The sequence below is a fragment of the Chitinophaga sp. YIM B06452 genome, from assembly GCF_039655965.1.
Classification (GTDB): domain Bacteria; phylum Bacteroidota; class Bacteroidia; order Chitinophagales; family Chitinophagaceae; genus Chitinophaga.
Map to the genome: position 1 here is coordinate 286,458 of NZ_JAWLKY010000001.1, position 12,310 is coordinate 298,767.

General features: G+C 52.8%; 10 protein-coding genes. 5 read left to right on the plus strand and 5 right to left on the minus strand.

Annotation, left to right across the window (positions count from 1 at the left end):
* Nucleotides 1-14: 14 nt before the first annotated feature.
* The 3 genes from R3I13_RS01055 to R3I13_RS01065 form a co-directional block, all read right to left on the minus strand.
* On the minus strand, nt 15-1,910 hold the full coding sequence (locus R3I13_RS01055) for a hypothetical protein (protein WP_346316052.1): 1,896 nt from the start codon (nt 1,908-1,910) through the stop codon (nt 15-17).
* Nucleotides 1,911-2,042: 132 nt separating this feature from the next.
* Complete coding sequence (locus tag R3I13_RS01060) at nt 2,043-4,583, minus strand: family 20 glycosylhydrolase (protein WP_346316053.1); 2,541 nt, start codon at nt 4,581-4,583, stop codon at nt 2,043-2,045.
* An 80-nt stretch (nt 4,584-4,663) separates the two neighbouring features.
* The gene (locus R3I13_RS01065; protein ID WP_346316054.1) at nt 4,664-5,812 is read right to left on the minus strand and encodes a glycoside hydrolase family 18 protein; all 1,149 of its coding nucleotides are present in this window, start codon (nt 5,810-5,812) and stop codon (nt 4,664-4,666) included.
* A 39-nt stretch (nt 5,813-5,851) separates the two neighbouring features.
* Here R3I13_RS01065 and R3I13_RS01070 point away from each other — a divergent pair, with 39 nt between their 5' ends.
* Both R3I13_RS01070 and R3I13_RS01075 read left to right on the plus strand, forming a co-directional pair.
* The gene (locus R3I13_RS01070; RefSeq protein ID WP_346316055.1) at nt 5,852-6,589 is read left to right on the plus strand and encodes a hypothetical protein; all 738 of its coding nucleotides are present in this window, start codon (nt 5,852-5,854) and stop codon (nt 6,587-6,589) included.
* Complete coding sequence (locus R3I13_RS01075) at nt 6,586-7,227, plus strand: DUF2306 domain-containing protein (protein WP_346316056.1); 642 nt, start codon at nt 6,586-6,588, stop codon at nt 7,225-7,227. Before R3I13_RS01070 ends, R3I13_RS01075 begins: the two co-directional genes overlap by 4 nt.
* Here R3I13_RS01075 and R3I13_RS01080 read toward each other — a convergent pair.
* Nucleotides 7,205-8,326: a hypothetical protein gene (locus tag R3I13_RS01080; protein ID WP_346316057.1), complete on the minus strand. Its 1,122-nt coding sequence runs from the start codon at nt 8,324-8,326 to the stop codon at nt 7,205-7,207. The genes R3I13_RS01075 and R3I13_RS01080 overlap by 23 nt on opposite strands.
* A gap of 108 nt (nt 8,327-8,434) precedes the next feature.
* Between R3I13_RS01080 and R3I13_RS01085 the strand changes: the two genes are divergently transcribed.
* Nucleotides 8,435-8,806: a type II toxin-antitoxin system HicB family antitoxin gene (locus R3I13_RS01085; protein ID WP_346316058.1), complete on the plus strand. Its 372-nt coding sequence runs from the start codon at nt 8,435-8,437 to the stop codon at nt 8,804-8,806.
* A 69-nt stretch (nt 8,807-8,875) separates the two neighbouring features.
* On the opposite strand, the gene R3I13_RS01090 is transcribed toward R3I13_RS01085, so the two are convergent.
* Complete coding sequence (locus tag R3I13_RS01090) at nt 8,876-9,715, minus strand: TonB family protein (RefSeq protein ID WP_346316059.1); 840 nt, start codon at nt 9,713-9,715, stop codon at nt 8,876-8,878.
* A 129-nt stretch (nt 9,716-9,844) separates the two neighbouring features.
* On the opposite strand from R3I13_RS01090, the gene R3I13_RS01095 reads away from it, so the two are divergent.
* Both R3I13_RS01095 and R3I13_RS01100 read left to right on the plus strand, forming a co-directional pair.
* Entirely contained in the window at nt 9,845-11,206 is a 1,362-nt protein-coding gene (locus R3I13_RS01095) for a TolC family protein (RefSeq protein WP_346316060.1), read from the plus strand.
* A 10-nt stretch (nt 11,207-11,216) separates the two neighbouring features.
* Nucleotides 11,217-12,308: an efflux RND transporter periplasmic adaptor subunit gene (locus R3I13_RS01100; RefSeq protein ID WP_346316061.1), complete on the plus strand. Its 1,092-nt coding sequence runs from the start codon at nt 11,217-11,219 to the stop codon at nt 12,306-12,308.
* Nucleotides 12,309-12,310 lie beyond the last annotated feature (2 nt).

Sequence of the window (12,310 nt, forward strand, 5' to 3'; positions counted from 1 at the left end):
CGCTGCGGGATATTTTACCAGAAACTGAGGAATGACGGCGCTTTCAGGCCGTAGATGTCGAACCGGAGGTCCGTTACAGTGGTCAGCTCGAAATAGAGCCCGGGCACACGGTCCGGCGTTTTGGGGTAGTAATACACGCCTGCCTTGAGGGTATTCAGCGAAAGGTTCTCGTTCCGGATGCGCACTCCCAGCCCAAAACCAGTGTAGACGGGATTCTCCACGAGATAACTCTTTTCATGGGAGAGTTGCGCCGCTTCAATGGAGCCGAAGAAGTTGAATTTGAAACCGTAGATCTTCCAGGGACTGTAATACACCGTTTCAGAACGGGCCACCAGGCGGTGGAAACCGTTGATAACAGAGCGTTTGAAGCCCCAGATACCCTGCTCCATATTAATGTTGAGCGGGCGGTAAAAATAGTTATTCGGGTTACCGAGATAATCGAGCGTAACGAACTGCCGTATGGCGGATTTCCTGCCCACGCTCATCAACCGGCTGTAATAGCTGGCATTGGCATGGATCACCATGTCTTCAGACACCCCTGCCTGCCAGAAGCTGCTGATACCTGCAGCCAGGCTCAGCAGGCCATTGCGCCGTGTATGCCAGAACTTCTGCCCTTCCAGCCCGGTGTAAAAACGTTTCCTTCCCACCCAGTTCTCCCAGCCCATAGACAGGCTGGCGTTGTAGCCGTAGGGAATATCTTCTGTACGCCCGAAACCGAAGAAATGATGCGCCTTAAAGAAGTCCTGCTTGAAGAGCTTGAACTGCCCGAGGTAATAGTGGCGGTTGTTGTAGATGGGATCGTCTTTGTACATCTCCTGGTCCGGCCGCTTATCGAAGGCAATATTGGAATAGCGGAAAAGCAGCGCCATATTGAATTTGTTATCAAAATGCCCGTCGTTCCCGAAGCGGTTGCGGAAGTTGTAACCGATCCATCCATCGAACAGCTTGTACATATAATCGCGGTAAACGGTATCGGGGTAGCTCCAGATGTTCACGGAATAATTTTTCGCAAGGGTGAGCCCGCCGGCTATTTTGGCGGACGTGCGGTAGAGCGGGCGTTCCAGCCGGAGGTAATAAGAGCCTTCGTACACGCCCGTGTCCAGCGGCATGCCGGGGTTCAGCTCTGAATAACCAATGGTAACGTCCATAAAACTGCCCAGCAGGTTGTATTTGGTATACTGCGCCTCCGTGCCCCAGGGCCGGGAATAATCTTTATCCCAGCGGAAGCCCACCTGCGCACCCTGCCCTGCGCCGAAAAGGTTGTTGTTGCTCACTTTGGCGGCCACGGAAGTAGGGGTCAGCTTCCGGAGGTCCACGCCGTATTCGAATACGTCCTTCGTCACCACGAGAATGTCCACCGAATCGGGCCAGACGGTTTGTATGGCATGAATGCGCGCATCCTGGATGAAGGGGCGGTTACGGAGATAACGTTCGTTATCCGCAAGCTCGTAGGCGTTGATGGTATCTTTTTCCCGGAAAAAGAGGTTTTGGCGGATCACCCATTCCTGCGAATCGAAATGCAGGCGGTTGGCGATGTGAATGAGCCGCATGCTGGTGGAAAAGGTGGTATCGTTGATGTTGCGGGGGCCGAAGGTGGCGACTTTACGGTAATGGATACGGCGGATCGCTTTGCCGCTGTACGGCAAAAATCCCTGTTCGCTCCTGGTCATGCTACTGTCGTCCGTTGAAGGCGGAGGGTCGTTGTGACGGGAGATCCTGGATAAAACGGAATCCCGGTAACGACGGCTCTTCAGGGAGTCTACATAGGTATTCAGCTTCGAGAACCACCTTTTGCCCTGCGCGGGTATGGTATCTTTTTTTTGCGCAAGGGCACATTGTGGCAGGCAACACAGTATCAGGTAACAGCTAAGGGTGACTAATACGGTTATTTTTCCTAACCCCTTCAACATTTCATTTGATCTCAGCAACAATACAAATTTTTAACCAATTAACTGCTTAACTGCGGGCCCAAAAAAGAAAGGGAAGGCCAAACGCTGCTGTTTAGTACACTTCCCTTCCTGTGAATTTATCGAAATTTAATGTCAGTATTGTACTGTCACTGTTCTTCCTCCACGGCCCTGCTGATCAAAAACCCTGAAACGGATGGTCCCTTTTTGCGCTACCGGCGCCGAATACACGGGGCTTTTGGCATCAGGTTCCTTTCCGTCAACTGTATAACGGATCACCAGCCCCGGAAGTTGTACGTTGGCCGAAACTTTTCCATCCGCCGCGCTCACACCGGCTGTTGGAATGCGGTAATTGTACCCGCCGTTCAGTTTTACCAGCCGCGGAAGTTCCTTTTTCCCGGCCACATTGGCGAAAATGCTCCACGCTTCGTTGTATTTGGCCTCATCTTTCGTCCATTCCGGGTCTTTTGCCCAGGCGCGCTCCGCCATGCCCAGCAATTTGGGCAGCATCAGGTATTCCAGCGCGGCAGTGCTTTTCAGGGTTTCGCCCCAGAGTGCGGACTGAATGCCCACGATATTCCCGGCGCCGTATTCGGTCAGCCGGTCTTTCCCTACGAAAGTGGAAGCCGGCAGGGCATTGCCCGCATCGTCTTCTTTGGCATTTTTGTAAAGGTCCAAAGGAATGAAATAGAAGGGTTTATCTATATCAACATATCCTCCCCAGTAAAAACCGGGCTCGTTATAATCGCGGAGGTAAGCCATGTCGAAATAATAATTGGCTACGCCGGAGAGCACCACTTTGTAACCACCGTTGGCCAGGCGGTAGGAAAGGTCTTCCATGCCACCGCCCATCACGTTGTTCCAAACATCAACCATAAAGTTGCGGGCCCCGAAATCAGGGTTCACGATCATTACGCCGCGCCCGTCCCTTTTGGTTCTGCGCATGCCGGCCTCTTCCCAGCCATACAGCTGTAAGCCGCGCTGGTTCACGATCCGGGCCACTTTGTCGTAGAAGTAAGGCCAGAGGTCGTCCACCACTTCCAGCGATACGCTGGTGTCCAGCAGGCGCTGGCAGGCGGGAGAACGCTCCCATACGCCCCCGGGCGTTTCATCGCCACCCATATGGATAATATCAAGCGGGGCGCCGGCTTCTTTATGCATCGCCACCAGTTCGTCTGTTACTTTTTCTATGAATTTGTAGGTGGAAGGCTGGGCCACATTGATCACATTGTCTTTCCATTCCTGCACAGAACGGTACTGGCTTTTATCGTCCGGATCGCTTAGGCGGTATTCGTTGGCGGCCTGTGCATTGCCCGCTTTCATGAATTTCGCATAGCGCGCATCCATGGCTTTTATGGCGGCGCGGGCATGACCGGGCATTTCCACTTCAGGGATCACCTTAATGTGCCGGGCCTTTGCATACCGCAGTATTTCAATGTAATCCGCCTTTGTATACCAGCCGCTGCCGGTGGTATTGTTCGCATCAGGCCCTGAACCGTAGGATGGTTGCAGCATATCCAGCTCATCCACTGTATGCCCGCGGCGGCCACCTACTTCGGTCAGTTCGGGCAGGCCGGGTATTTCGACGCGCCAGCCTTCGTCGTCGCTCATGTGCAGGTGCAGCACATTCAGCTTGTAAAGCGCCAGCACGTCAAGGATGCGGAGTATTTCAGATTTCGGCTGGAAATTGCGGGACACATCTATCATGAATGAACGGTAACCGAAGCGCGGCTTGTCTTTCACTTCAATGCCGGCAATCCTGACCGTTCCGTTCTCCGCCGCGCCCAGCAACTGGCGGAAACTCTGGATCGCGTAAAAGATGCCTTCAGGGCCATTTCCGCGCAATGCCACTTTATCGGCGCTCACTTCCAGCGTGTGCTCGCCGGGGACGGATTTTTCTTTCGTCCGCAGCGATGCCAGTACGATGGAACCGTTCTCTCCTGCAACTGTTTTCACGGGTTTACCCAGTGCTTCCCTGACAATAGCGGCAAGGAATTCCGCTTCCTGCCTGAATTCCGGCTCATAAGCGATCACATCCTGCGCGTCCAGTGTAAATACGCCTTCCGTGTTGTGGATGCTGTGCGGTGTAGGAAACACGCGCGGAAGCTGGTCTTCCGGGATGTCTTTGATCAGGCTGTTGCGTTTGTAAATATCCTCAGGCGTGGTACGCACTTTCGTATCGCTCGCCTGGCGGCGGAGTTGTTTGTCCTCCGTGGAAGGCACCACGGTGTAATCCGCAATGGCGTATCCTTTGGCGGGCGCTTCATCCCAAACGATGTAGGGCCCGTCCGGCGCATCGGTGTGGTTGGTCACCCAGGCGCCGGATTCAACATTGATCTGGATAGATTCTCCCGGCGCCAGCCCCTTAAAATTAGCCGTGGGCTTGAGAGTGTAGAGGTGGCCGTTCACATGCCCGGGCACTACCGCGGGCGCCGTTTCGGTGCGGAGCGGCGTGGTGAAGCGGATGAAATTGTAATAGATCGTCCACCCCGATGCCGGGAATGTTTTTTTCGTGGTGTTGGTAAGGGTAAAGACCGATAAGGTCTTCGCCTCACCCATGAAACCATTTTCCTTTACTTCCCATTTGAGCTTGAGCCCTTTCTGGGGAAAAGGAGGCGTTTGCGCGAACGTGGCGAAGGATAACAATAAAAGAATAAGCGTGAATCGTTGATGCATATAATCAGGATTTAATTACGACAGGTCTCGGAGGAAAGCCGGGTTTGAGCGGGCCGGCTTCCCCTGCCTGACAGGCGTAATTACTTGGTAAAAGTTTTATGGATGCTGCTGAGCAGGTACCCTTTCGGATCGCTGGAATATTCCCAGAACATGACCCCGGCCAGCTTGTGTTTTTTCACGTAACGGCATTTTTCGCGCACGGAGCGCTCGTCGTCGTAAGTGATGAAAATATTTTGCTCCGGGTTCCATAACCAGGGCGCTTTCGCACGCCGGTCCCAGTAGCGGATGTACCCCTGCGTCATCAGGCTGTCTTTCAGGCGGGTATACCCTCCGCCCCTGGCGCCTTTCAGGGCTTGCTGGTTCAGCCCGCGCTTATCGCCGGAAGGCAGTTGCCAGGCTCGGCCGTAAAAGGCGCAGCCCAGCACGATCTTATGAGCAGGAACGCCCGCCCGCAGGAAATATTGCACGGAGCGGTGCGCGGATGCTTCGGTGCTGTCTTTCGTATGCCCGTAAAGGTTAGTATGGTGACCGGCGATGCCGTTCGGGTTTGTTTTATAGTCGTAGCTCATGATATTCACAAAGTCCAGGTACTGCTGGGCCTTGTCCATTTCCGTGTGCTCAATAAAATACCTGCCGCCGCCCACTGCCGTGGTAAGCAGGTATTTGCCGCCGGTCTCTTTTTCAAGGGAATCCAGCGACGCGCGGATGGCCTGGAACATGAGGGTGTAGTTCTGTTTGTCTTCCGGGCGGTAAATATTTCCTTCTTCGCCGGGTACGCCGGGGTATTCCCAATCGATGTCCACCCCGTCCAGCTTGTGTTTCCGGATAATGTCCACGGAGGTATGCGCAAAAAGGGCGCGGCTTTCAGGGGTGAGCACGGCGTCGGAGAAGTTTTCGCTCCAGGCCCAACCGCCGATGGAGATGAGTATTTTCAGTTCGGGATTGCGTGCTTTGAGAGCGTTGAGACGGCGGAAATTCACGGTGTCGGTCTTTTCATTGGTCAGCCATGCCTGGCCGTTCTTCACATCCACGAAAGCATAATTGATATGGGTAAGCTTTTCCACCGCAATAGAATCCGGGTTAGCAATAAGGCCGCGAAACCCGCCTACATACGCAATCACAACGGGCCTTGCGGGCGGATCAGCTTTTATGAAAGCCATGCTGCAAACGAGCAGCAGCGAAGCGGCCAGGGCGGCGGCGGCTTTAGCTGGCATGGATGGGTAACGCATGCCCTAAATATAGTATATTTACGCCCTAAATTCAAGCCTGTGAAATACATCTTCACCCTGCTCTGCATATGCACGGCGCTCTGGGCCTGCAACGAGCCGGCAAAAAAGACCGAAGCCCCAAAAACGGCTGCGAAAGCGGCTCCCGTCAATTCTGACAATGGCCATCACCTTACCGGGCTTTATATGGGAGACTTCGGTGGAAGCCCTATTTACATCACGATCAATTATGCGAAAGACCGGAATGTTGCCGGTTACAATACACATAAAGGCCTGCGCCGCAACCTGAGCGGGGAGCTGGAAAAAGACGGCAACGGCTGGCTGCTGAAGCTGCGCGAGCCCGGCGACCATCCTTTCGACGGCGTGTTCACCATCCGTTTCAACGAAAATTTCTCCGAAGGTAAAAGTAACTGGCAGCCGCTGCAGGCGGATTCGCTGCGTGAAAAAGATTTTGTGCTGAAAAGATACGAAGCCAACAAAAATGGCGAAGGCCTGCAGGGATATTACACCACCGAACATGCGGATATCCTGCTGGATTCGGATGGCAGCTGTGTGCTTCAGTATTATCCCGAGGTTTCCACCGGCGTATACGCGGAGCAGTTGCTGGTGGTACGCGGTACCTGGAGCAGCAAAAAAGATACCGTGCAGGTGAGCTGGCAGTTCAACGAACAATTCGGGAAAAGGGAATCCACCTTCATTTATTACCATACTGACGGGGAAGACGATTATTCAGAAGACAGGCTGGAGGGTGAAGGATTTAAGTTTACTATACCCTTATGATAGCGCGGGTACTCAGGCTGGCTGCCGCTTTGCTGATATTGTACGCCGCCAGGCTGATGATCCTGCTCAGCCTGCCTTATACCGCGTTTGAAAAGTACACGGATTTTCTCTTCACCAAACAACTCGTGTATCATATCCATCACTGGCGGATCAGTTTCTACGTGCATGTATTCGTCAGCACCATTGTGCTGCTCACCGGCCTGGTGCAGTTCAGCCCGTATGTTCTAAAAAAACACGCGGGGCTTCACCGCCGTTCAGGTATCGTGTATGCGTTTACGGTAATAGTCCTGAGCGGCCCGACAGGCTTGGTGATGGGATACTACGCGAATGGCGGGATCTATGCAAAAACCAGCTTTATGCTGCTGGCCGTACTGTGGATATGGTTCACCCTTTCAGCTGTTCTAAAGATCAAAAAGCAGGATTGGCAAGGCCATGCGGCCATGATGATGCGGAGCTACGCGCTTACATTATCAGCGCTCACCCTGCGTTTTTATGCGTATATGCTCGATGTACTGAACGCAGATGTGCATCCGCGGACGGCTTATATCTGGCTGGCATGGCTCAGCTGGACCATCAACCTGGTTATTGCGGAGATCCTGATCCGGAAGAAGATATTTATTTCACGGCCAACGGCATAGATTTCGTCACGAAGCGGCCTTCTTCATTGATCGCGTATACCTCCACTCCCACCTGGTTCTTTTCTGCCAGCGCGTTATTCTCAAAACCTGCGTCCGCTGGGTCTTTCTCATAACGTACGGCAAACTTCTTCACTTCTATTTCACCATTTTCGCGGAAGGTGGCTTCGCGGAACACATCGTCCATCAGCAGCCTGCCGCCGATCAGCAGTTTTTCGATCAGCTTGCCTTCGTTGTTGAAGCTGACGGCAAAATAATACGGCGGTGCAGCATGATCGAGCATTACGTTGCGTACGGCGTAGCAAAGGGTTTTGAAATTGGCGTCATCTTTCACTTTGCCGACGTAGTAAAATTCCATGCCGGTTTCGCGGGAGAATTTATTATCGCGCATTTCGGGAATGAAGCGTTCGAAGTCGTAGGGAATATCTTGCAGCTCAATTTTTTCAGCATATTTTTCATTCAGTTCCGTGGGGAATTCTATGGGTTGGAACTGTCGTGCGAAGATGTTCCAGCTGAGCCTTTCAGGATCGCCGGCGCCGCTGAGCGCCTGTTGTATGCGGCCGGCAAAGTTGTAGGAGGTTTCGCGGAGCGTTTTCAGGTCGTTGTCTTCAAATATCTGTTTGGTATTCGTATAGCCGAATTCGATAGCCGCTACAAGGTAGTGGTAGGCGCTGTCTTCGTTATCTTCCAGGGAATAAGCGCAGGCGGTATTATAAAAAAGCTTCGACAGCGGTTTGTAACCCAGCGCTTCAGCGATATTGTAGGCCGCGATGGCGCTCTTGTATTGTTTCACATCCAGGAGGGCGTTGCCGAATTCGTAATAGGTTTTAGCTTGCGGGGCCAGCAGGATCGATGCTTTGAAATGTTTCAGGCTGGCGGCGGCGTCTTTTTTATTGCGGAAGGTTTCGATGGCCTGCAGGAATATTTTGTCGGCCTGGTTGGTGCTCTTTGCGCCTTCACCGGCGAAAAGCAGCACGGTGTCTTTGTTCAGCATATTTTGTTCCGTCAGTTCAAAAGCGGCGGCCTGCGATTGGGCGGCCTGCTGGCCTGTGTTGCATGCGGCAAGGGAAAGCGCGGTGATAATCAGAGAAATGTAACGCATAAGGCGGTGGTTAAGCAGGGTAAAGATAGTTATATTCATTGATTTTGTGTTTTGGGTAAAAGTGATTATTTTGCAACTAATATTCAGTTGCAACGGGTTACATCAAACATGAATGACATTCTTCAATACAAAGATTATTATGCTTCTATTCACTTCAGCGCCGAAGATGAAGTATTTTATGGGAAAGTTCTTGGGATCAATGACCTGGTGAGCTTTGAAGGGTCTTCTGTAAAACAGTTGAAAAAGGCCTTTCATGATGCAGTGGAGGATTACCTGGAAACATGCAGGGCTTTGGGAAAAGAACCGAACAAGACTTATAAAGGCACATTCAACGTCCGTATTCCTACGGACTTACACAAGGAAGCGGCTACATTCGCGGCGCTAAACAATGTTTCCTTAAATGATTTTGTAAAAACTGCCATTCACTACGCACTTCGTCACAAAAGTGACGTCAACAAAGCTTTCCAGATGAACATTTAAACTTAACTGCCGCAGGCCATACACGAGAAAGTGTACAGCCTGCATTGATTTCCGCATCCATTCAATCCACTATTCCGCATTCAAAGTAAAACGGATAGGAAGATTAAAATACACTGCCACCGTTTGCCCGTTCTGCCTCCCCGGTTTCCATTTCGGCATTTTCTTCACTACCCTGATGGCTTCTTCTTCCAGCCCCGCGCCTTTCTTTGCGCCCACCACTTCCACATCCCTGATCTCGCCGGTGGAGCCTACCACGAATTTGATGAACACGGTCCCTTCCACGCCTGTTTCTGAGGCCGTTACCGGGTAGCGTATATTCTTGCTCAGGTAATTGGCAAGGGCCTTTTCGCCGCCGGGGAATTCGGGCATGAACTGTACAAATGTCTCAGGCTTTTCACGGTCCACCACTTCCGGCGCTTCAACTACGTTGTTGCCTCCGCCAAATCCGTCCGGCGCGCCATTGTCACTTCCGTTAATGTCACCATCCGCTGTTTTCAAGCCTATGCTCACGTCCGTTAATTCGCTGTTTTTGCGGGGTTCGTCTTCGGGGCTTACCTGTTCGTTGGGCACTACCGCAAATGTTACGTGCTGCACAGTGGGCCTGCTGGCAGCGGGAGGTTCAACGCGCGTGGGAGGCGGGATCACCGGCGGTTTTTCGATGAGCGGGTCGATGCGTTCGGGAGCTTCGTAAGGGATGAATGTTTCGCGGACAGGCCCGTTGCCCGCCACCAGGCGGGTGCCTACGCCATATCCCCCGATGATCAGCAATACAATGCCGCTCATGCCTACCACGGCGTTGCGTACACGTTTATCATAACGGCGGCGCAGGTCATAAGCGCCATAGTCCTTGTTCCTGTCATTAAAAAGAATGTCAAGGAAGTCTTGTTTGGTGAGTTTGGTTGTTTCCATGGCAGTTTGTTTAGAAGGAAGATGCCGGGAAAATTATTTTCCATAAGGGGCCCGTAAACCATTGAACCTTTTCAGCTTAGGATTGTTCTTTACTAGTATCACCGGCTTTTTAACGAATTTTCTTTCCGTATGAGATGCTGGCTCCCCGACATAAGCTTCCGTGAAACCTTGCTGACTGTAGCGTTCCTGCTGGCTGCCCAACTGCTTTTCGCCCAGCAGGATACCGCCGGCGCCTATGTTTTTTCGCTGGAAGACTGCGTAAAATATGCCCTCAGCAACCAGAACGACGTCGTGAACGCCCGCCTCAGCAGGCAATCCAGCCAGGAGCGTATCCGGGAAATGAGGGGCAGGCTGCTTCCCCACGTAACCGTTACAGGCAACTTCACCGACAACCTGAAGCTGCAAACCTCGCTGATACCGGACATTGCCAATGACCCCAGCCAGAAGATCCCCGTCCAGTTCGGCACTAAATTCTCTTCCGCCGTTACCGGCGAAGCCACGCAAACGCTTTTTAACAGCGATTATTTCCTAGGCCTCCGCGCCGCCAAAGTATACGACGAGCTTTCCGTGCGCGACCTGCAGCGTACCGCCATCGATACCCGCGTACAGGTAAGCGTCGCTTATTTCGACGTGCTCGTGGCGCTGGAAGGCATCCGCATCGTGGACGCCAACCTCGCGCAATTCGGTAAAACCCTCAGGGATACTAAAGCGCGCTACGACGAAGGCGTGGCGGAAAGGATAGATGTAGACCGCATACAAGCCAGCTTCAACAGCGTGGAAACACAACGCGCCAATCTTGACCGCACCCGCAACTACGCATACGATGTGCTGAAATACAGTATGGGAATGCCGCTCAACGCAAAGCTGGAACTGAAGGAAACCGTGCAGGACTTTACCAGCGCGGCCCTGCCAGACAGCCTCAACTACAGCGTGCTGGACCGCCCGGAATATGCCATGCAGCGCGTGCAGGTGGAATTGAACCGGCTAAACCTCAAAAGCAAAAAACTCGAATTCCTGCCTACGCTCAATGCCTTTGTAAACTATGGTTTCAACTGGTTCGGCGGTGAATTCTCCGAATTATATAAAACCGGGTATGGCGCTTCAGCACTGGGCTTGCGGCTTTCCTGGCCCATCTTCGCCGGCACTGAAAGAATTTACCAGGCACGGCAATACGCCATTACCCTCCGGCAATCCGAGAACGACCTGAACTACCTGAACCAGCAGATCCAGCTGCAGGTACGCGATGCATGGACGCAGTACAGCAACAATTATGCATCCCTCGTCACCCAGCAGAAAAACATTGAGCTGAACCAGGGCGTGTATGACCGCGTGGTGCTGAAGTACGAACAAGGCGTTTCCACCAGTCTCGATGTAATATCGGCCGATAACAATCTCAAACTTGCGCAGAACGAATATATCACCGCCCTGATCAATGCCCTTATCAGCAAAGTAAAGCTGGACCAGGCCATGGGCAAGATCAAAGTGGAATAAATCAATGGTTATGCAACGCACCCGCACCATCTATTTCATGCTTATCCCCTTGCTGGCAGCGGCCTGCAAAGGAAAACAGCAACAGGCTCGCGGCCCTATGCCACGCCCCGCGGTAACCGTATATGAAGTGAAGCCCACAAGCTACGTGGTGACGGAAAATTTCCCCGCTTCGCTGACCGGCAACGTGATCGTGGATATACGGTCTGACGTAACCGGCTACCTGGAAGCCATCCACGCCAAAGACGGCAGCCGCGTCAAAAAAGGGCAGGTGCTGTATGAAGTGGATAAAAGCCGCAGCCAGGCCAGTTACGACCAGGCCAATGCTTCTGTGCTGCAGGCCGAAGCAGACCTAGCCCAGAAGAAACAGGACTACGAACGCTACGCCAATCTCCTGAAGAAAGACGCCATCAGCCGGCAAACGGTAGACCAGGCGCTTACCGCCGTAAAAACCTCCGAAGCCCTGCTTGCCGCAGCCAAAGCCTCCCGTGCGAGAACCGGCACAGACATCAGTCATGCCGTGCTCCGCGCGCCCGTAAGCGGCAAAATAGGCATCGCGCTGCTGCGCATCGGCGACCTGGTGACCGCCGGTTCCACCACCATCAACACACTCGTGAACGAAGACCCGGTATATGCAGACATAGACATTCCCCAAAGCCGCTATGCAGAGTTTATGGGCAATATGAAAAAAGACGAACAGGGTATCAGCTACCACATTGCTTTCCCCGATGGCAGCGTATACCCGCAGGAAGGGAAGGTGTTGCTGGCGAATAACGTTGTGGATCCTAAAACAGGCACCCTGCGCGTGCGCCTTTCTTTCCCCAACAAGGAAGAAACGCTCAAATCGGGCATGACGGCGCTGGTGCAGATACGCTACCATACAGAGAACCAGATCGCCATTCCTTCCAAAGCCATCGTAGAATTGCTGGGCGAAGTGAAGGCGTATACGGTGGACAGGAGCAACGTAGTGCAGGCGGTGCCTATTGAAAAAGGGCCGATCGTGGACAGCCTCATGATCATCAACAAAGGTCTTGCAGCAGGGCAGCGCATCGTGGTAGACGGCATTCAGAAAGTTAAACCGGGCGATACCGTGAATGTAAAATAAAG

What these genes read in the sequence shown, in the direction of transcription:
- R3I13_RS01055 (WP_346316052.1), bottom strand. Translation starts at nt 1,910, where the DNA reads ATGTTGAAGGGGTTAGGAAAAATAACCGTATTAGTCACCCTTAGCTGT.
- R3I13_RS01060 (WP_346316053.1), bottom strand. Translation starts at nt 4,583, where the DNA reads ATGCATCAACGATTCACGCTTATTCTTTTATTGTTATCCTTCGCCACG.
- R3I13_RS01065 (WP_346316054.1), bottom strand. Translation starts at nt 5,812, where the DNA reads ATGCGTTACCCATCCATGCCAGCTAAAGCCGCCGCCGCCCTGGCCGCT.
- R3I13_RS01075 (WP_346316056.1), top strand. Translation starts at nt 6,586, where the DNA reads ATGATAGCGCGGGTACTCAGGCTGGCTGCCGCTTTGCTGATATTGTAC.
- R3I13_RS01080 (WP_346316057.1), bottom strand. Translation starts at nt 8,326, where the DNA reads ATGCGTTACATTTCTCTGATTATCACCGCGCTTTCCCTTGCCGCATGC.
- R3I13_RS01085 (WP_346316058.1), top strand. Translation starts at nt 8,435, where the DNA reads ATGAATGACATTCTTCAATACAAAGATTATTATGCTTCTATTCACTTC.
- R3I13_RS01090 (WP_346316059.1), bottom strand. Translation starts at nt 9,715, where the DNA reads ATGGAAACAACCAAACTCACCAAACAAGACTTCCTTGACATTCTTTTT.
- R3I13_RS01095 (WP_346316060.1), top strand. Translation starts at nt 9,845, where the DNA reads ATGAGATGCTGGCTCCCCGACATAAGCTTCCGTGAAACCTTGCTGACT.
- R3I13_RS01100 (WP_346316061.1), top strand. Translation starts at nt 11,217, where the DNA reads ATGCAACGCACCCGCACCATCTATTTCATGCTTATCCCCTTGCTGGCA.